Raw genomic sequence first — 19,312 nt, 5'->3', positions numbered from 1 at the left:
GGGGCGTCCTTGAATGATGCCAGGCGGCTGGCGATGCGAAACCTTCATCACTATCTGCGCTTGTGTTGCAAACCCGCGGGTGTTGGAGGCATCGTTGAGGCTGTTCGTCGAAATGGGCGGCGTGGTGGCTGCAGCGCTCGTTCTTGCTTCGCTGTGCGGCACGGCCGAGGCCGGTCTCGACAACTGGCGTTTCGACACCGGCAGCGACGGCTTGGTGACCGCCTCGCTCTATGCCAGCAACAAGCTCATCACCGGCGGCGGCGCGCTTAGCTACAGCCCGATCCTGACCATTGCCTGCCGGGCGAACGGCGAGCCGCGCTGGAGCGAATGGCTACAGCTCAACGATGCCGTCTCGGCCAGCCGCAAGATCACCATGTCGATCACGCTCGACGACGGCGGCAAGTTCGATGAAAGCTGGTCCGTCGGCACGCGCGGCAGGCAGTTGGTCAGGGACGGCGCCGACGGCGTCAAGCGGCTGGTTTCGGCAAACCGGCTCCTACTGTCCTGGCGGTTCGGCCTGCTGGCGGGGAGGGGCGAGGCCGACTTCGACCTTGCCGGGCTTGGCGAGGCGGTCGACCAGATTGCCGGGACCTGCAACACCGATCCGCCTTGATGCCGCGTATCCCCAACCATTGATTGAGTTCTCTACCTGCCACCCAGATTCTGTGGTATGCAGATCCCGCAATTCCACAAGGGAGGAGCGGATATTCCGCTCTGTGGTGCAAGGGGCGCCTGCCGGCGAACTGGCACGCGCAGATCGTCCGAGGTGTGTTGACGATCAGGGAGGAAATGCCATGCGCGCAGTCGCGTTTTTAGCCGTCGTTTTCGTCGCAACCTTCTTCGCAAGCCAATCGCAGGCACAGGACGCCGCCGCGGGCGAGAAGGTCTTCACGAAGTGCAAGGCCTGCCACGTCGCGGACGAGGACAAGAACAAGATCGGTCCATCGCTGCATGGGGTCATCGGCCGAACGGCCGGCACGCATCCGGATTTCAAATATTCCGAAGCCATGGTCGCGGCCGGCACATCCGGCGTCAAATGGGACGAACCGACGCTGGCGAGCTACCTCCACGATCCCAAGGCCATGGTGAAAGGCACCAAGATGGTGTTTCCAGGTCTCAAGAAGGACGAGGACGTCGCCAACGTCATCGCCTATCTGAAGCAGTTCTCCCCGTAAGCCTGATCTTCACCGGCCAACATGTCGACCCGGGAAAGCCACCTCGAGGATACCGGCACCCGCCTCTCGGAAGCGACGGCCGGGGATTTCTTCGCGCTTTTGAAACCGCGCGTCATGGCGCTTGCCGTTTTCACCGCTTTCGTCGGCCTGATGGTGGCGCCGATCGTGATGAACCCGGTCATCGCGGTGATCGCCATCGGCGCCATCGCGGTTGGAGCCGGCGCGGCCGGGGCGCTCAACATGTGGTACGACGCGGATATCGACGCGCTGATGTCGCGCACCGCAAAGCGGCCGGTGCCGTCCGGCCGTATCACGCCAGGCGAGGCGCTCGGCTTCGGCCTGGTGCTTTCGGCGCTGTCGGTCATGACGCTCGGCGTGCTGGTGGGATGGCTTGCCGCGTCGCTGCTGGCCTTCACCATCTTCTTCTATGTCGTGATCTATACGATGTGGCTGAAACGCTCGACGCCGCAGAACATCGTCATAGGCGGGGCCGCGGGCGCTCTTCCTCCTGTCATCGGTTGGGCGGCGGCCACCGGCGCCGTCGGCGTCGAAAGCCTCATCCTGTTCCTGATCATCTTCCTCTGGACGCCGCCGCATTTCTGGGCGCTCGCGCTGTTCAAGTTCGGCGACTACGCCGCCGCGGGCATACCCATGATGCCGAATGTCGCCGGCGAGGCGTCGACGCGAAAACAGATTTTCGCCTATTCGCTCGTTTTGGCGCCGATCGGCGTGCTGCCGTGGCCCTTCGGTTTCGCCAGCGTCTATTTCGGGATCGCTTCGGCCGCATTGGGCGCCGGCTTCATCTGGCAGGCGTGGAAGGTTCTGGCGGCTCCCGGCCAGGAGATGAGGCCCGCCAAGACGCTATTTGCCTATTCGATCCTCTATCTCTTTGCGATCTTCGCGATGCTGCTTGCCGACACGATCGCAACGCGCGCGCTTGTTTCAGCCGGCGGCTGACGGCACGAGCGGTATTGCTGGTCGGCACTTGCTGCACGAAGATCTTGCATCCGGGCTCTCATCACATCGGCAGAGCGCAGAATCCCAGCAGCAACAGAATCACGATGCCGAGGCCCAGTATGAGAACAGTCCTTGTGTCCATGACATGACCTTCACCGTTCACCGGCATAGAATATCGAAGAAGAGCCTCCAGAGCTAGCGTGGCCGCCCCAGCCATCTTCAACAAAGGGCGACAAATCCCCTGCAGGAGAGTATGTTGTTTGCGGTGCAGGTCGCGGTTCGCGTGGCCAGTCACGCTGAACGATGCACCGTGAAACCGCGGCCTTACCGGACCTGGTCTGGAGGAAACGGGCATGACAAGTTTTCACGTGATAGCAGGCGCCAGCGAAACGCTGGAACATACCAAAATTCGAAAAATCGGTGTTTCCGACCTTTTTGATGCGCTCAGGCGTGGCGTCGATGATTTCATGATCAAACCGTCGCACATCGTTTTTCTCTGCCTGATCTATCCGCTGGTGGGCGTCGTGCTTGCCGCCTGGACATCGGGCGCCAATGCGTTGCCGCTGCTGTTTCCGCTTGTGTCCGGCTTTGCGCTCATCGGCCCGTTCGCTGCAATCGGCCTCTATGAGATCAGCCGCCGGCGGGAAGCCGGGCTCGATACTTCGTGGAGACACGCCTTCGAGGTCAGGAATTCTCCGGCGCTGCCGGCCATCGCGGCGGTCGGGATCATGCTGTTTTCGATCTTCATCGCCTGGCTTTTGACCGCGCAGCTGTTCTACCAACAGCTCTTCGGTCCGGCCCCGCCTGAATCGATATCCAGCTTCATCAACGAAGTATTCGCCACCGGACGCGGCTGGACGCTGATTATCCTGGGACACGCCATCGGCTTCGCTTTTGCCGTGGTGGTGTTGTGTACAACGGTGGTTGCTTTCCCGCTGCTGCTCGACCGCGACGTCGGCGCCTACGAAGCCATCCACACCTCGGTGCGCGTGGTGCTGGCCAACCCGATCGTCATGGCTGTGTGGGGGCTGATTGTCGCCGTCGCGCTGATCATCGGCTCGCTGCCGGTGTTCGCCGGGCTGGCCGTCGTGTTGCCGGTCCTCGGCCATGCCACCTGGCATGTCTATCGCAAGGTGGTGGATTCGTCGCCGCCTGCCAGGCCTGCCGATTGAAGACATTCCGCCAGCCAGCGCGGGCGAGAAGGCCAGTGCTGGCGGGCGGCGTAGCTTTCAGTAAGCCGGGTGGCTGAAGCGGGCTTGGCGTGCGTCCACGGTCAGGTCTCGGAAATCCTTGCCGCTTACATGCACCAGCGTCCTGTGGTCGCCGCCCTCGAAATAGACATCGTCGGCGGTACCAAGGCTCTCATCGACGATGACGGGCACATCGTAGGCCGCGCCGATCGGCGGCACGGCGCCGATGTCGCAATCGGCGAAAAGCGAAACCACCTCGTCTTCGGAGGCGAGCCCAAGACGCCTGTCCATGACGTCCTGCAACGCGCCGAGTTCGATCCTGTGGGTGCTTGGAACCACGGCCAGCGCATAGCCAAGTTCGTGGTGAACGACCACCGATTTGGCCATGATGCTGCCCGGTACATGCGCAGCTATGGCGGACTGCCTGGTCGTGGATGTGCGATGATGCGCGACGGTGTCGTAGGAAATTCCCTTGCCGTCGATATAGTCCTTCAGTCTGTTGGCGATCGTCATCTTGGGCCTCCCTTGCCGGAGTTCGCGACGCACGGAGAACGAGAGCAATCATTCTCCCGATATCGCTTCCGATATCTGGAAAATGGACCAGCCGCCGGTTGTTTCAAGGCAGCCGAACGGCAAGCAGCATCCGCGCACAACTGAAGTCGCGGCTGCTGGATCTCACCCGGCTCTAGATCTCAGGGCCCGGCCCCGAAAAATGTCACCCGGGTGAGAAGCGTGTAGTCGGCTTCGAGGACCATCATGGCCACGAACACCAGCACCAGTATCGGCGGCAGGATGATCGCGTAGGTCAACGCCAGCCGTTCCCAGGCCATATGCATGAAGACGGCGACGATCAGCCCTGCCTTGAGCATCATGAAGATCAGGATCAGCGACCACCTGAGATAACCGTGAAGGCCAAAATAATCGACCATGTAGGAGCAGGCGCTGAGGACGAACAGCCATGCCCAAACCACCAGATAGAGCTTGATCGGGTGTTCCTGATGGACCTCGGCAGGGGCAACGCCGGCAGTGGCTGCGTCATGCGCATGCCCCGCGTTCAGGTGGTGTTGTCCGAGGCCGTTTGCGGTTGCTTCAGCCATATTTTCCTCTCACCACAGATAGAAGAAAGCGAAAATGAACACCCAGACCAGATCGACGAAGTGCCAGTAGAGCCCCATGATCTCGACGCTCTCGTAGTGACCCTTGCGGCTGGTGAAAAAGCCGGGCCGTCCGGTGTCATAGTCTCCGCGCCAGACCTTGCGCGCCACGATGATCAGGAAGATAACCCCGATCGTCACATGCGTGCCGTGGAAGCCGGTGATCATGAAGAAGGTCGAGCCGAACTGCGCTGCGCCCCATGGATTGCCCCAGGGCCGGACCCCTTCGGTGATCAGCTTGGTCCATTCGAAGGCTTGCATGCCGACAAAGGTCGCGCCCAACAACGCGGTCAGAAGCATCAGGATTGCGGTTTTGCGGCGGTCGCGGCGATAACCGAAATTGACCGCCATAGCCATCGTCCCGCTGCTCGAGATCAGTACGAAGGTCATGATGGCGATCAGGATCAGCGGAACATTCGAGCCGCCTATGTGCAGCGCAAAGACCTCGCTCGGGTTGGGCCACGGCACGCGTGTCGACATGCGCGCGGTCATGTAGGAGAGCAGGAAGCAGCCGAAGATGAAGGTGTCGCTGAGCAGGAAGATCCACATCATGGCCTTGCCCCAGGACACGTTCTTGAACGCCCGCTGATCCGAGGACCAGTCGGCGGCAATGCCTTGCCAGCCCGCAGGCCGGGGCTCCGTTTGGCTGCTATGCGTCAGTGTCGTCTCGGACATCCGCTTGATCCCTTAGGTCAGCAATTGTCGGCAAATGTCGATGAACGTGGCGGCCCAGCCGGCCAGCAGCGCGAAGATGGCGAGCCAGACGAAAAGCAGGAAATGCCAGTACATGGCGCACAGTTCGATGCCGAGGCGCAGCCGCTCCGGCCGGGCTCCGTTCCAGGCGCCCGCGGTCGTTCTACCGAGACCGACCAGCCCTCCCAGTATATGCAGGCCATGCATGCCGGTTATCAGGTAGAAAAAGCTGTTGGCCGGATTGGAGCTCAGCAGATAGCCCTCGGTGCTCAGTTCCCGCCATGCCACGAGCTGCCCGACCAGGAAGGCGAGCGCCGTGATCCCGGCCGTGACGAGGCCGAGCTTGACCGTCTCCAGTTGACCTCTGCGGGCCGCGACCGAGGCGCATTGCAGCGCGACGCTGCTGAGCACCAGCACGCCGGTGTTGAGCCAGAGGAGGCGCGGCAGCGGCAGCGCCTGCCAATCCGACAGCGCCATGCGCATGAAGTAGGCGCTGGTGAACAGCGCAAACAGACAGCCGACAACGGCGAGGAAGACACCGAGGCCGATCTTGGCCGTCGGCAGCGCCGAGCGGTCGAGGGCGACAAAATCCCCGGCCATGCCTTGCTCCAGCCATGGCTTCGACATCAGCCTTTGATGGGAAAGCCACCATCCGACAAAGCCGACGACCACGAGCAGGAAGACCAGGATGACGCTCATGCCGGCTCCTTGGAGGTGCCGAAGGAGCCCGGCACGTTCTGCGGAATGAAATCCTCCTTGGCGCCCGGCACGCTGTAGTCATAGGCCCAGCGATAAACGATCGGCAGCTCCTTGCCGAAATTGCCGTGGACTGGCGGTGTTTCGGACGTCTGCCATTCCAGCGTCGTTGCCCGCCAGGGATTGCCGCCGGCCTCGCGGCCATGGCGGATGCTCCAGATCAGGTTGAACAGGAACACCAGCTGAGCAAAGCCGACGATAAAGGCCATGATGCTGATGAACGAGTTCAGGTGGTGGGCCGATTCCGTCATTATCGTCATGTCGGTCAGTTCGGCGTAGCGCCGTGGCAGGCCCACCAGGCCAAGATAGTGCATGGGGAAGAAAATCAGATAAGCGCCGAGGAACGTGACCCAGAAATGGAACTGGCCGAGCGCCTCGTTCAGCATCCGACCGGTGACCTTCGGGTACCAGTGGTAGATCGCGCCGAAAATCACGAGGATCGGGGCGACGCCCATGACCATATGGAAATGAGCAACGACAAACATCGTGTCCGACAATGGAACGTCGACGACGACGTTGCCGAGAAACAGGCCGGTCAACCCGCCATTGACGAAGGTGACGATGAAGGCCAGGGCAAAGAGCATCGGTATGGTGAGATGGATGTCGCCGCGCCACAGCGTCAGCACCCAATTGTAGACCTTGATGGCGGTCGGCACGGCGATGATCAATGTCGTGGTGGCGAAGAAGAACCCGAAATAGGGATGCATGCCGCTGACATACATGTGGTGCGCCCAGACCACGAAACTCAGCGCGCCGATGCCGACGATCGCCCAGACCATCATCCGGTAGCCGAAGATGTTCTTGCGCGCATGTGTACTGATCAGGTCGGAGACGATGCCGAAGGCCGGCAGTGCGACGATGTAGACCTCGGGGTGGCCGAAGAACCAGAACAGATGCTGGAACAGGATCGGGCTGCCGCCGCTATGCTGCAGCTGTTCGCCCATCTCGACGATCGCCGGCATGAAGAAGGAGGTGCCGAGCGCACGGTCGAACAACATCATCACACAGGCGACGAACAGCGCCGGGAAGGCGAGCAGCGCCATGACGGTGGCGGTGAAGATGCCCCAGACCGTCAGTGGCAGGCGCATCAGCGTCATGCCGCGCGTGCGGGCCTGCAGCACCGTCACGACATAGTTCAGGCCGCCCATGGTGAAGCCGATGATGAACAGGATCAGCGAGACCAGCATCAGGATGATGCCCCAGTCCTGGCCGCCTGGCGTGCCGGTCATGATGGCTTGCGGCGGGTAGAGCGTCCAGCCGGCACCCGTGGGTCCGCCCGGCGCAAAGAAACTCGATACCAAAACCAGAACGGCGAGCAGGTAAATCCAATAGCTCAGCATGTTGACATAGGGAAAAACCATGTCGCGAGCGCCGACCATCAGCGGGATCAGGTAATTGCCGAAGCCGCCCAGAAAGAGAGCCGTGAGCAGGTAGATCACCATGATCATGCCGTGCATGGTGATGAACTGGTAATAGGCTTCCGGGGTGATGAAGTCGAAGGTGCCGGGGAAGCCAAGCTGCAGCCGCATCAGCCACGACAGCACCAGCGCCACCATGCCGATTGCCGTCGCCGTCGCCGAATACTGGATGGCGATGACCTTGGCGTCCTGCGAGAAAACGTACTTCGTCCACCAGCTGTGCGGGTGGTAAAGCTCCATTTCCCCGACTTCGGCAGGCGGGACTGCATCTGCAGGCGTGATATCGACCATAGGAACACCTCCGTGTCCTTTCAGCGGGCCTCGACCGTTTCGAGCTTTGCCGAAATCTTCGAACCGGGCGCGAGGGTTCCTGCCGCCGCCGGGTCTGCCGATCCTGTCTGCTGGGGCGCCGACAATTGCGCGAAAGTCTGCTGCTCGCCGAGCCAGGCGACATAATCTTCCTGCGTATCGACCATGACCACGCCATTCATCAAAGGATGCCCTTGGCCGCAAAGCTCGGCGCACAGGACCTGGAAGGTGCCGGTCCTGGTCGGGGTGAACCAGAAATAGGTGACCGAGCCGGGGATCATGTCCATCTTGGCGCGGAATTCCGGTACGTAGAAATCATGCAGCACATCGATCGAGCGCAACAGCATCTTGACAGGCTTGCCGACCGGCAGGTGCAGATCGGCCGCCTCGACCACGACATCATCCTGGCCATTGGGATCGGCGGCGATGACGCCGAGCGGATTTTCAGCGCTGACGTTGCTGGTGTCGGATGTGCCGAGCTTGCCGTCCTTGCCGGGCAGGCGGAAGCTCCACTGCCATTGCTGGCCGACGACTTCGACCTCGGTCGCGTCGCTCGGAACGTTGACGAAACGGCTCCAGACGAACAGGCCGGGGACCAGCAGGGCCGTCACCCCGACCGCGGTGACGATCGTCAGCCACGATTCGAGCCGCTTGTTCTCGGGTTCGTAAGCCGCGCGGTTGCCTTCCCGGTGACGGAAACGGAACACGCAATAGGCCATGAATAGAACGACGGCGGCGAAGACGACGCCGGTTATCCAGAAGGTTATGATGATGGTGTGGTCGATATAGTCCCAGTTCGAGGCAATCGGCGTCCACCACCATGGGCTCAGCAAGTGGAACAAGACTGAGCCCACAACGACTAAAACGAGTACAAGCGCTACGGCCATGTCCCGTTCCTCCCGGCATTCCAGGGGCGCGAAGCCGTCCGGGGAAATGCCACGGGCATCATAGCTTGATTTGCAATCGAAATTCTAGAGCCGGTTGTGGATGAGGCGAAAATGTCGACTTTGCCGCTGCCAATCTCTCGGGATCAAATCAGCAGCAACCCCTTCATCGAGGCGTTGCCCTTCCTGCCGATGATGATGTGGTCGTGGACGGCGATGCCGAGCGGTTTGGCGGTGTCGATGATCAGCTTGGTCATCTCGATGTCGGCGCGCGATGGTGTCGGGTCGCCGGAGGGATGGTTATGCACCAGGATGACGGCGCTGGCCGAGAGTTCCAGCGCCCGCTTGACCACCTCGCGCGGATAGACCGGCGTGTGGTCGACGGTGCCGATCTGCTGCACCTCGTCGGCGATCAGCACGTTCTTCTTGTCGAGGAAGAGGATGCGGAACTGCTCGCGGTTCTCGAAGGCCATGGCTGATCGGCAATAGTCGAGAAGCTGTGTCCAGTTGGACAGGACCTCGCGGCCGCGGATTTCGCTGCGCGCCATGCGCTGCGCGGCGGCAGTAATCACCTTCAGATCGACTGCCACCGATGGGCCAATGCCCTTCACCTCCTGAAGCAGCGCCACCGGCGCGCCAAGCACCTCGGCGAACGTGCCGAAGCGCGAAAGCAGCGCCTTGGCGATCGGCTTGGTGTCGACGCGTGGGATCAGGCGAAAGAGCAGGAGTTCGAGAAGCTCGTAGTCGGGCAGGGCGTCGGGCCCAGCCGCCGTGAACCGTTCACGCAGGCGGTCGCGATGGCCGTGATAGTGCGGCTTTTCCACCGCCGCGGCCTTGGCCGGCGGTTCGCTCCACCGCTCGGAGAAGAACCCCCGCTCGTCGTCGCCGCTTTTCCCCATCGAACGCCCATGTCCACCTGACCGGAACAGACAGTAGACCATGATCCTAAAAGGGGAAACCGGCTCGCGATGGTTTTCAAAAGAGCCGCCAGATGCCGATGAGCTTGAGCCTCGGTCCGCGCAGTCAGTCTCGGCGCGCAATGATCCAGTCGGCTGCCGCCGCGAGATCGGCGAAGGTTGCGGTCGGACGCGGGTCAAAGCGTCTTTCGTCGCCTTGCTGGTATTTGCCCGTCCGCACCAGCAATGCGCTCGAAATTCCGGCGCGCAGGGCGCCAGCTATATCGGCTTCGGCATCGTCGCCGACCATGATCGCCTGATCCGGCGGACAGTTCATGCTTGCCAGAGCCGACAGAAAGAATGTCGGCGACGGCTTGCCGAGAACGGTTGCGCGTTTCAGGGAGGCATATTCCAATGCCGTGACGAACGGCCCTGCATCGAGGCTGAGCGCACCGTCGGCATCCCGAAACGCGCGGTTGGTGGCGAGGGCCAGCAGTTCGGCCCCCGCATTCAACTCGCGGAACGCATCATTCAGGACCGTATAAGTGAAGGCCTCTCCGGCATCGCCGACGACGACGGCGCGCTTGTCGCGAACCGGCAATTCGAAAAAGTCCGGCTCAAGGCCCGGATGAACCAACAGATATGGCGCACGGCCATTGCGAAGAAGCCATTCGCGCGCCGCGTGCGCCGGCGTGAAAACATCCGCTTTGGTGACGGTCAGTCCCAGCGCTTCCAGATGTTGGAGGACCGTCTGTTTCGACGAACGTGTCGTATTGCTTACGAAGCGCACGGCCAGGCCGGCCTGGCGCAAACGCGCAACGGCATCCACCCCGCCTGGTATGGCGGTCTCGCCATCATAGATGACGCCTGCGAGATCGAGCAGCACGCCTCGGGTCATCGCCTCAGCATGGCGAGAAGTTCGCCCTGCGTCAAAGCCGGGCGGATGTCAGTCAAAGCTTTTGGGCGATATTTATCAGCCCAGCAGGCCGGGGCGGTCGAGTTTTTTCGGCGACAACGTGAAGATCTCGCAACCGGTCTCGGTGACGCCGATCGTGTGCTCGTACTGAGCCGATAGCGAGCGGTCGCGTGTCACGGCAGTCCAGCCGTCCGACAGCACTTTTACGTGCGGGCGGCCGAGATTGATCATCGGCTCGACGGTGAAGATCATGCCCGGCCGCATTTCTACGCCTTCGTTGGCGCTGCCATAGTGCAGGATGTTCGGCGCGTCGTGGAACAACTGGCCGACGCCATGGCCGCAGAAATCGCGCACCACCGAGCAGCGCTCGGCCTCGGCATAGGTCTGGATGGCGGCGCCGATGGCGCCGGTGCGGGCGCCCGGCCTGATCGCCGCTATGCCTCGCATCAGGCATTCATGGGTGACCTCGAGCAGCCGTTCGGCCGCGCGCTTGATGGTGCCGACCGGATACATGCGCGAAGAATCGCCATGCCAGCCGTCGAGGATATAGGTGACGTCGATGTTGACGATGTCGCCGTCCTTCAACGGCTTGTTGTCGGGGATGCCATGGCAGACGACGTGGTTGATCGAGGTGCAGGACGATTTGGTGTAGCCGCGATAGTTGAGCGTCGCCGGCAACGCGCCGTGGTCCATGCCAAATTCGAAGACGAAGCGGTCGATTGTCTCCGTGGTGACGCCCGGCTCGACCATCGGCACCAGCTCGTCGAGGCAGCGCGCGGTGAGGTCGCAGGCCCTGCGCATGCCGGCAAAACCGTCTTCGCCATAGAGGCGAATCTGGCCGGTGTTTCTGAGCGGTGCCGTGGCGGCGTCGAGATAGGTGACCATTCTTGTCCGTCTGTCGATTGGGTGGCTGCAAAAATGAGCCGGCGCGAAAATCTCCCCAGATTTGGCATTGGAAGCCGCAAGGTTCAAGGAGGAACTGCCGGCGGCAGGCGTAGCCTGGCGATATTCTTGCCCTTATGGACCCCAGACTGTCCGGCTGCTGCGCTTTCCTTTTGCGGCCCTGTGGGTTAGGGCGGAGGCAACATTCGGAGACCCGTGCCCTGATGGCGTCCAAGCGCGCAACATCATTTCTGTCGCCGATCAGGGCCGCCTGCTCGGGCCTGATGGCGCTGCTGTTGCTGTCGTTGGTGTGCCTGGCCCAGTCGGACGCGACGGCTTCCACGAAGGTTGCGTCGAGCGGCGCCGGCATCAGCGTGGCCCGGCAGGGCGACGCGGTGGCGCTGCTGCGCGTCAGCGGCAAGATGAAGGCGGCCGAAATCCGGGCCGCCCGGCCACTGCCGGCCAAGTTCGTTGGCGGTGACGCGAACACCCTTCGGCTGGAGGCCGGGTTCCTTCCGCTCGATCAACTCTCTTCGGCCTGGGCAGTGCTCGTATCGGCGTTCGTGCCCGCGCAGCGCAAGCGAGCCAACCAGCCGCGCGCGCCGCCTTCAGTATAACTGGCGGTCGCGGACCGCGCTTTTCGGACCCCATCCATATCCTTTTCGCGTCGTGACCCGTGCGGCGGCCCTGGCCGTGCACTGGCCGCGGGGCGCGTCATTTCCGGAGCCTCCAGATGCAACGTATCAAAACCTTCAAAACCCTCTCGCGTGCCGTTTCGGCCGCCTCGTTTCTCTCGGTGCAGGCGCTGATCTGCATTGGCACCGTCTATTGGGCGATCGCCGAAACGCTTGGCATGACAGGAACGGCGGCGCTGGTCTTCGCGGCGATCTTTGCGGTGCCGACATTCTATGTCCTGACGGTCGTTGTTCGCATGGCCTATGACGCCGAAACCGACCCGGCAAACCAATGAGCCCGCGGTTCGGCCGGGCTTCTTGCGGCTATCGACCGCACTGACGACACATTCCTGCGCCAGAAGCCGGCCAGAGCAACCTTTCACGACGACCGGCGTTGCCGCGCGGTGATGCCGGTTCGGGAGAGATGGAATGGACAGATTGCAGTTCGAGGTGCCGGTGCGCATTGCGCCCGCGCCCGGCTTGCCGGTCGAGGAAATCTACAGCGTCGAACAGGCGCTCGATTTCCTGCAGAATTGGCCGGCGCGTCGGCAGGGCAAGATCCATGAGGCCGCCTTCAACGCCTGCTTCGGCGCCACGGTGGACGTGGTCAAGACCGAGGACGCCTGCCGGGCGTTCATGACGTTCTGCCGCGTCAGCGGTCTGCTGGCCAAGGACATGATGGTTCCCGGCAAGCGCGGCGGCGAGGCGAGGGGACTGAGGATCTAGGCCGGGCAATTGGCGCTCCAGTCGTCCGTCGGTTGCGATTGTCTCGGCTTCGCGAACCTTCGCAAATTGAACGATGGACCTCGCCGTTAAGGTTCTGTTTCCAACCTCGCAGCTAGGCCTGTGACCGTAGAGCAGCGTGTGATTCGTTGCGTCAGTGTCGTGGTCCAGAAGATGTCGTCAGCAAACGTGCGAGCCTTTCCAATAGACCGGCAGATGGTCCTGGTTCGCGAGGTTGCCGCCAAGCTCGGCAATTTGCATGGCGACACGGCCACATCCTTCTGGAAGGCTACGGCGCGTGAACTCCTCGACCTCGCGATCGGGTCCGGCGGCGATCCCGCTTCCGCCAGCAACGAGGTCCGCCGATTTTTCGCTGCCGTTCAAAAAGAGATGCATGTTCTGACAGGTGAGGTGGCTTAGGCTACTGTCCACCTACGGGGTCATCGCCAATCTGAATTGCCCAGCTGCGCTGACTGCGAGAGTCGATCGGCTATCCCTGGATGTCCTTGTTCTTCCGAGGCTGTGATGCCAGCCGCGGTCCGGTCTTGGCGTCAACGATTTCCGGCCTTGAACTGTCGATGGCGCCGTCCCAGCCGCCGCCAAGCGCCTTGTTCAGCGCGATATAGTCGGTGGCGATCAGGACACGGCTTTGCAGAAGAGCGTCCTCGGCCGAATAGAGCGAGCGCTCGGCGTCCAGCACATCAAGGAGACTGGTTTCGCCGGATTTGTAGAGCGTCCGCTCGAGACTCGCCGCGTCGCCGTAGGACTTCGCGGAAGAAGCCAACTTGCCGTTCCTGATGCGCTCCTGCGTCAGCGAAACGCTGGCGTTTTCGACATCCTCGAGCGCCGTCAGGACGGAGGCTTTGTAAGCGATGAAATATTGGTCGCGCTCGGCCTTGGCGATTTCGACAGCGGCTTGCAACTTGCCGGCGTTGAACAGCGGCATGCTGAGCGTCGGCCCGAAGGACCAGCCGATGGTGGAGTTCTTGCCGAGATCGCCGAGCTTGAAGGCGGAGGTGTCGATGTCGCCGGTCAGGCTGACGCTCGGATAGCGCGCCGCCTCGGCCTGGCCGATCCTGGCGGTGTACTCGGCATATTGCCGCTCCGCCATGCGCACGTCCGGCCGCGAGAGCAGGATGTCGGCGGGAACGCCGGTCGGGATCGGCAGGCGCGGCGTTGGTATCGGCGCGCTGCGCTTCAATCGCTCGGTCAGCGCGGCCGGCGGCCGGCCGGTGAGCACCGAAAGGCGGTGTACCGCTTCGGCATAGCTCGCCTCCAGTGTCGGGACGTCGGCCTCGGTGCTGCTCGCCTGTCCCTTCGCCTTGGCGACATCGGCCGCCGTCGCCGTGCCAGCTTCGGCCATGGTGCGGGTGAGCTCCGCCGTCTGCTTCTGCGACGCGGCCGCGCGGCGGGCGAGTTGGACACGCGCCTGATAGCCACGCGCCTGGGTGTAATTGGAGGCGACATCGCCGACCAGGGTCAGCAGCGTTGAGCGCAGTTCCTCTTGGGCGGCATCCAGCCCGTAACGGGCGGCCTCGACGCTCCTGCGGTTGGCGCCGAACAGGTCCAGTTCCCAGCTGGCATCGAAGCCGGACTGGAACTGGCTATACGCATCGCTGGCGGTTCCGCCCGAAGTGGTCGCCGCCGTCTTGTTGCGCGTGGCGGATCCGGAGCTGTCGGCGGACGGGAACAATGTCGCGGCGCTCTGGCGGTAGCTGGCACGGGCCTCGCGAATCCTGGCCTTGGCGGTGGCGACGTCGAGATTGCCGACGACGGCTTCATCGACAAGCGCGTCAAGCTCGGGGTCACGCAGCCGCTGCCACCATTTCGACAATTGCGCCGGTTTGACGGGTGCGGTCTTCTTCTGGCTGCTCCAAGCCGCTGGCATCGCCAGAAAGGGTTTCTGATAGTCCGGGCCGACGACGCAGCCGGCTAGTGTGGTCGCTGCCAGCGCCACGGCGCTCACCTGCCTCCAGGTCGACCGGCTGGCCGGTGCCGAGCTTCGGCCGGTCGTCCGGCTCTTGGAGTCCTTACGCGTCATATCTTACCCTCAACTTGGATTGGTCATGGCCCCTGCCTGGTATCCGTCGATACGGCCGGGGCATTCGTGAGGCCGCTGTCGGGCGACAACGAAGCCATGATTGGGCGGGCTGCCTTGATTGATGTCCAGTCAGCCTGCGGTGTTGGCGTCCGCTACCTGCTGGTCGGCGTCGGATCGCTCCACCAGCAGCTTGCCGAGATGGCGGGCGAGGAAGCGCTGGATGTCGTCCATGAAGGTGTAGACCACAGGCACATAGACGAGGCTGAGCACGGTCGAGGAGAGCAGCCCGCCGATCACGGCGATCGCCATCGGCGCGCGGGTCTCGGCGTCGGCGCCGATGCCGAGCGCAATCGGCAGCATGCCGGCGCCCATGGCGATCGACGTCATGACGATCGGGCGCGCGCGCTTGCGGGCGGCGTCGAGCAATGCCTCGAAGCGGCTCAGGCCGCGCTCCTTCTCTGCCACCAGCGCATATTCGACGAGCAGGATCGAGTTCTTGGCCGCGATGCCCATCAGCATCAGCAGGCCGATCAGCGGTGACATGCCAAGCGCCTTGCCAGTGATCAGCAGCAGGCCGAGCGCGCCGCCCACCGAGAGCGGCAGCGCGACCAGGATGGTCACCGGCTGCACGAAGCTGCGGAACAGAAGAACCAGCGTCAGGTACATCAGCAGGATGCCGGCGGCGATCGCGGTGGCAAAGCCCGTGAACAGCTCCTGCATGCGGGCGGCGTCGCCGCGCGCCAGCTCGTGTACGCCGGCCGGCAGGTTTTGCATGACCGGCAAGGCACGGATGGCCGTGGTCGCCTCGCCGAGGGTCAGGTTGGAAAGGTCCGCCTCGATGGTGGCGCTGCGGCTGCGGTCGACCCGCGTGATGCTGTTCGGCCCGGCGTTGAAGCCGATATCGGCGACTGCGCCCAGCGGCACGGTGCCCTTGCTGCCGGTCAGCGGCAGCATGGCGAGCTTCGCCGGATCGTCGATGGCGCCGTCGGGCAGTGTGACGACGATCGACACCTGGCGATCGCCGAGATTGAATTTCGCCAGGCTGGTGTCGGTGTCGCCGATGGTGGCGATCTTCACCGTCGCGGCGATCTCGGTCGGCGTGACGCCGAGCTCTGCCGCCCTGGCGCTGTCGGGGCGCACGATCAGTTCCGGCTTGTTCGTGGCGGCGGTCGAGGTCGGGTTGGTCAGGCCCGGCATCGACTTCATCTGGTCGATCAGCGCGTCGCTTGCTTTCTCAAGTGCTGCGCCGTCGTCGCCAACCAGGGTGATCGAGACCTTGGCGCCCGAAAAACCGTCGGCGCCGAACTGGATGCGCGCGCCCGCAATATCGTTGAGCTTCGGCGACGCTTCGGCCTCGAATTCCTGCTGGCTGAGCGTGCGCTCAGTGCGCGGCTTCAGATTGACGGTGACGTTGGCGGTGCGCACCTCGGCCGCCGTCGAAGCTGGATTCGGGCCGCCGCCCGAGGCAGCCGCCGTACCGATCGTGGCAAAGATGCTGTCGACCGCCGGCTCCTCCTTGAGGCGCCTGGTGATGCCTTGCACGACGGCCGTGGTCTGCTCGATCGTCGAGCCCGGCTGCAGTTCGACGGAGATCATCGAGCGGCCGCGGTCCGCCGCCGCCATGAACTCGGTCGGCAGCTTGGTCGCCAGCGCCATCGAGCCCGCGAAGAAGGCAATGCCGGCGATGAGCGTGATCCAGCGGTGGTTGAGCGCCTTGCGCAGCAGCCAGAGATAGGCTGGCACCCATGTCGGCGTATCCTCCTGGCTATGGCCGCCGGCGCGCACCAGATAGGCGCCCATCAGCGGGGTGAGCATGCGCGCCACCAGCAGCGAGAACAGCACCGAGACGCAGACGGCGACGGCGAAGGAGAAGAAGAATTTCCCGGGAATGCCGGGCATGAAGGCCACCGGCAAGAACACGGCGACGATGGTCGCGGTGGTCGCCACAACGGCGAGGCCGATCTCGTCGGCGGCCTCGATCGCCGCCTGGTAGGCGCTGCTGCCGGTCTGGCGCATATGGCGCACGATGTTCTCGATCTCGACGATGGCGTCATCAACGAGGATGCCGACCACCAGCGACAGAGCGAGCAAGGTGATGTTGTTGAGCGAGATGTCGAAGGCCGCCATGACGGCAAAGGTCGGGATCAGCGACAGCGGCATGGCGACCGCCGACACCAGGGTCGCCCTGATGTCGCGCAGGAACAGCCAGACGACGCCGACCGCAAGCAGGGCGCCCATCCACAGCGCCTCGAGCGCGGCATCGTAGCTTTCCTGCACGAAACCGGACGAGGACGTGACCTCGGTGAATTTTGCAGCGGTGGTCCTGGCACCGATTTCGGCGACAGCAGCGCGCGCGGCCTTGACCACGTCGATCTCGCTGGAGCCGACCGACCTGTAGACATTGAAGGCAACGACCTCCCGGCCGTCGAGATAGGCGGCCTGGCGCGGCTTTTCCCAGCTGTCGACCACGGTGCCCAGATCTGAGAGCTTGACGTCGCCGGCGCCTGAGAGTGCGATGCGGGTGTCGGCCAGGGCGTCGACGCTCGTTGCGCTGGCCAGCGTGCGCACCGACTGTTCCTGGCCGCCGATGGCGGTGCGGCCGCCCGGCTGGTTGACGTTGTTGGATGCGAGCGTCTGGCTGACGTCGCCGGCGCTGATGCCGAGTGCCGCCAGGCGGTCGGGATCGAGCTCGACACGGATCACCCGGTCGACGCCGCCCGAACGGGTGATCTTGGAGACGCCGTCGACACCGAGCATGGCCTTGGCCACATCGTTGTCGATGTACCAGCTCAGCGCATCGGGCGACATTGTGGGCGCCTCGACGACATAGGTCAGCACCGAATTGCCCGTCGCGTTGACCTTGGCCACCACCGGCGCCTGGGCGGCGGCCGGCAGGCTGGATTGCACGCCGGACACCGCGTTGCGGACGTCGTTGGTGGCGGTCTCGGGATCGGTGCCGAGGGTGAACTCCACCGTGGTGACGGAAGATCCCTCGCTGATCGAGGTCGAGACGTCGTCGACGCCTTCGAGCGTCGCCACGGCATTTTCGACCACGCGCGCGACCTGCACCTCCATCTCGCTCGGCGCGGCACCAGGCTGCGCAACCGTCACGGTGACCGTCGGCAAGTCGATGTCGGGCATGTTGTTGGTGCGCAACTGCATGAAGCCGTAGAGGCCGGCAATCGTCAGAGAAAGGAACAATACGATGGTCGGAACCGGGTTGCGGATCGACCAGGAGGAAATGGCGTTCATTGGGCTGTCTCCGTCGAGGGCGCGGAGGCCTCGGCAGAGGCGATGCGAACCAGATTGCCGTCGCTGAGGAAGCCGGCGCCGGCGACGACGACGCTGTCGCCTGCCGACAGGCCGCTCTCGATGGCGACGCGGCCGTTCTGGCGTGCGCCGGTTGCGACGGAGCGCGCGCTGACCTTGCCTGCGCCATCGACGACGAAAACCGCCGGCTGGCCGTCATGCCAGACGAGGGCCGCCTCGGCGACGCTGAGCTGCTGCGAGGCAGCGGTGGCTATCGACACGCGGGCAAACATGCCGGGCTTCAGGCCGGAGCCTTCGCCGAGGCCGACATAAACGGTGGCAAGCCGCGTGGTCGAATTGACCGTCTCGGCAATGGAGGAAACGCTGCCGGCAAAGGCGCGGCCGGAAGCGTCGGTGATGCTTGCCGTCTGGCCAACCGAGATCGCCGCCAGGTCCTTTTCGGGGACGAGGACGCCGACCTCCAGCCTGCCGTCGCGGATGATCTTCATCAACTCGGTGCCGGCCTGGACGATCGAGCCGGCGACAGCGGGCTTGCTGGATACGATGCCGTCGAAGGGGGCGCGGATGGTCGTCCGGTCGAGTTCGGCCTGCAATCTCTCTGCAGCGGCCTCGGCCTGTTCGACTTGCGCCTGGCCGGTCTTGACGGCAGTCGCTTTTTCTTCCGCCGTCTCTGCGCTGACCGCGTTGCTGGCGAGCAGCTTGTTGGAACGGGCAGCGGCGGAGATCGCTGACTCCAGAGTCGCTTGGGCCTGCGTGACCGCGGCCTTCTGCTCGGCGAGCTGAGCCTTGAGCAGTGAGGCGTCGAGGCGCGCGACGACATTGCCCGCCTTGACGTGGTCGCCCTCGGCAACCAGCACGTCGGTCAGGCGCAAGCCGCTCTCTTCCGCGCCGATCGTTGCTTCCTGCCAGGCAGCGACCGTGCCGGTGGCACTGACGGAAGATTTGATGGCAACGGAACGGACCGTCTCGACGGAAACAGTCAGCGTGGCAGCCTGAACGGGCGCGGCCGTTTGCGCAGCCGGTTCGGCCGTGCCGTGGCCATACGCGTTGAGCACCGCGACAACGCCGGCTGCGACCAGCACGGCTACAAGGAGAAGATGGCTCTTACGCAATTTTCTGGTCATGATCTTCGGTGCTCAAACGTGCGGAAATCGGAAGCGACAGGCGGTAGGCGGCAAAGCTCAACCGGACCGCGCCCCTTAGCGTGTCGGCCGGCAGGGCCGGCGGCATGGCGCGACCGACATGATCGATCGGCAGGACCGAACCGATCGGCAGGGACGCCGGTCGCATCGACGCGATCAGCCGCAGCATCATCAGCGCTTCCCACATTGTCGTGCTTTCGTTGCTCAATGGCGGCCGGCAAACCGGCCGCCA

General features: G+C 63.6%; 21 protein-coding genes. 8 read left to right on the top strand and 13 right to left on the bottom strand.

Annotated features, from left to right (window positions below; genetic code table 11):
• Positions 1-94: 94 nt before the first annotated feature.
• The 4 genes from A6B35_RS21090 (at position 95) to A6B35_RS21075 (ending at position 3,304) form a co-directional block, all read left to right on the top strand.
• Entirely contained in the window at positions 95-613 is a 519-nt protein-coding gene (locus A6B35_RS21090; RefSeq protein WP_006203487.1) for a hypothetical protein, read from the top strand.
• A gap of 181 nt (positions 614-794) precedes the next feature.
• The gene (locus A6B35_RS21085; protein ID WP_006203488.1) at positions 795-1,175 is read left to right on the top strand and encodes a c-type cytochrome; all 381 of its coding nucleotides are present in this window, start codon (positions 795-797) and stop codon (positions 1,173-1,175) included.
• A gap of 21 nt (positions 1,176-1,196) precedes the next feature.
• Positions 1,197-2,132, top strand: coding sequence for a heme o synthase (locus A6B35_RS21080; RefSeq protein WP_006203489.1), 936 nt, complete (start codon positions 1,197-1,199; stop codon positions 2,130-2,132).
• Positions 2,133-2,485: 353 nt separating this feature from the next.
• Positions 2,486-3,304, top strand: a complete 819-nt coding sequence (locus A6B35_RS21075; protein WP_006203491.1) for a DUF2189 domain-containing protein — start codon at positions 2,486-2,488, stop codon at positions 3,302-3,304.
• Positions 3,305-3,361: 57 nt separating this feature from the next.
• Here A6B35_RS21075 and A6B35_RS21070 read toward each other — a convergent pair whose 3' ends face one another.
• The 9 genes from A6B35_RS21070 to map all read right to left on the bottom strand — a co-directional run bounded on the left by A6B35_RS21070 (position 3,362) and on the right by map (position 11,233).
• The gene (locus A6B35_RS21070; RefSeq protein ID WP_006203492.1) at positions 3,362-3,835 is read right to left on the bottom strand and encodes an aminoacyl-tRNA deacylase; all 474 of its coding nucleotides are present in this window, start codon (positions 3,833-3,835) and stop codon (positions 3,362-3,364) included.
• A gap of 179 nt (positions 3,836-4,014) precedes the next feature.
• Positions 4,015-4,419, bottom strand: coding sequence for a cytochrome C oxidase subunit IV family protein (locus A6B35_RS21065; protein WP_006203493.1), 405 nt, complete (start codon positions 4,417-4,419; stop codon positions 4,015-4,017).
• Positions 4,420-4,428: 9 nt separating this feature from the next.
• On the bottom strand, positions 4,429-5,151 hold the full coding sequence (locus A6B35_RS21060; protein WP_006203494.1) for a heme-copper oxidase subunit III family protein: 723 nt from the start codon (positions 5,149-5,151) through the stop codon (positions 4,429-4,431).
• 12 nt (positions 5,152-5,163) lie between these two features.
• Positions 5,164-5,868, bottom strand: a complete 705-nt coding sequence (locus A6B35_RS21055; RefSeq protein ID WP_006203495.1) for a cytochrome c oxidase subunit 3 — start codon at positions 5,866-5,868, stop codon at positions 5,164-5,166.
• Positions 5,865-7,634: a cytochrome c oxidase subunit I gene (gene ctaD, locus A6B35_RS21050; protein WP_006203496.1), complete on the bottom strand. Its 1,770-nt coding sequence runs from the start codon at positions 7,632-7,634 to the stop codon at positions 5,865-5,867. The genes A6B35_RS21055 and ctaD overlap by 4 nt, the downstream gene beginning before the upstream one ends.
• Positions 7,635-7,654: 20 nt before the next feature.
• Positions 7,655-8,539, bottom strand: a complete 885-nt coding sequence (gene coxB / locus A6B35_RS21045) for a cytochrome c oxidase subunit II (protein ID WP_065518249.1) — start codon at positions 8,537-8,539, stop codon at positions 7,655-7,657.
• Positions 8,540-8,682: 143 nt separating this feature from the next.
• Positions 8,683-9,435, bottom strand: coding sequence for a RadC family protein (radC, locus tag A6B35_RS21040; protein ID WP_065518248.1), 753 nt, complete (start codon positions 9,433-9,435; stop codon positions 8,683-8,685).
• Positions 9,436-9,559: 124 nt separating this feature from the next.
• On the bottom strand, positions 9,560-10,330 hold the full coding sequence (locus A6B35_RS21035) for a TIGR01458 family HAD-type hydrolase (RefSeq protein ID WP_006201673.1): 771 nt from the start codon (positions 10,328-10,330) through the stop codon (positions 9,560-9,562).
• A gap of 75 nt (positions 10,331-10,405) precedes the next feature.
• Positions 10,406-11,233: a type I methionyl aminopeptidase gene (gene map / locus A6B35_RS21030; RefSeq protein WP_006201674.1), complete on the bottom strand. Its 828-nt coding sequence runs from the start codon at positions 11,231-11,233 to the stop codon at positions 10,406-10,408.
• Between the two features lie 221 nt (positions 11,234-11,454).
• On the opposite strand from map, the gene A6B35_RS21025 reads away from it, so the two are divergent.
• From A6B35_RS21025 to A6B35_RS21010, 4 genes are all read left to right on the top strand, one after another.
• Positions 11,455-11,847 (top strand): hypothetical protein, encoded by a 393-nt coding sequence (locus tag A6B35_RS21025; RefSeq protein WP_006201675.1) that lies wholly within the window; start codon positions 11,455-11,457, stop codon positions 11,845-11,847.
• Positions 11,848-11,963: 116 nt separating this feature from the next.
• Positions 11,964-12,200 carry a hypothetical protein gene (locus A6B35_RS21020; protein ID WP_006201676.1) on the top strand — a complete coding sequence of 79 codons (237 nt, stop codon included), beginning with the start codon at positions 11,964-11,966 and terminating at the stop codon, positions 12,198-12,200.
• A gap of 133 nt (positions 12,201-12,333) precedes the next feature.
• Complete coding sequence (locus A6B35_RS21015; RefSeq protein ID WP_006201677.1) at positions 12,334-12,630, top strand: DUF982 domain-containing protein; 297 nt, start codon at positions 12,334-12,336, stop codon at positions 12,628-12,630.
• Between the two features lie 213 nt (positions 12,631-12,843).
• Complete coding sequence (locus A6B35_RS21010; RefSeq protein WP_006201678.1) at positions 12,844-13,047, top strand: DUF6074 family protein; 204 nt, start codon at positions 12,844-12,846, stop codon at positions 13,045-13,047.
• A gap of 70 nt (positions 13,048-13,117) precedes the next feature.
• Here the strand turns inward: A6B35_RS21010 and A6B35_RS21005 are convergent, their stop codons facing one another.
• From A6B35_RS21005 to A6B35_RS20990, 4 genes are all read right to left on the bottom strand, one after another.
• Positions 13,118-14,668 (bottom strand): efflux transporter outer membrane subunit, encoded by a 1,551-nt coding sequence (locus tag A6B35_RS21005; RefSeq protein ID WP_081482117.1) that lies wholly within the window; start codon positions 14,666-14,668, stop codon positions 13,118-13,120.
• 129 nt (positions 14,669-14,797) lie between these two features.
• Positions 14,798-17,920, bottom strand: a complete 3,123-nt coding sequence (locus tag A6B35_RS21000) for an efflux RND transporter permease subunit (RefSeq protein WP_006201680.1) — start codon at positions 17,918-17,920, stop codon at positions 14,798-14,800.
• Entirely contained in the window at positions 17,917-19,062 is a 1,146-nt protein-coding gene (locus A6B35_RS20995; protein WP_083209841.1) for an efflux RND transporter periplasmic adaptor subunit, read from the bottom strand. Before A6B35_RS20995 ends, A6B35_RS21000 begins: the two co-directional genes overlap by 4 nt.
• On the bottom strand, positions 19,043-19,267 hold the full coding sequence (locus tag A6B35_RS20990; protein ID WP_006201654.1) for a hypothetical protein: 225 nt from the start codon (positions 19,265-19,267) through the stop codon (positions 19,043-19,045). The genes A6B35_RS20995 and A6B35_RS20990 overlap by 20 nt, the downstream gene beginning before the upstream one ends.
• Positions 19,268-19,312: the final 45 nt, after the last annotated feature.

This window comes from Mesorhizobium amorphae CCNWGS0123 (genome assembly GCF_001686985.1).
Classification (GTDB): Bacteria; Pseudomonadota; Alphaproteobacteria; order Rhizobiales; family Rhizobiaceae; genus Mesorhizobium; species Mesorhizobium amorphae.
The sequence above is the reverse complement of the archived record's forward strand: the minus strand, read 5'-3'. Positions and strand labels throughout refer to the sequence as shown.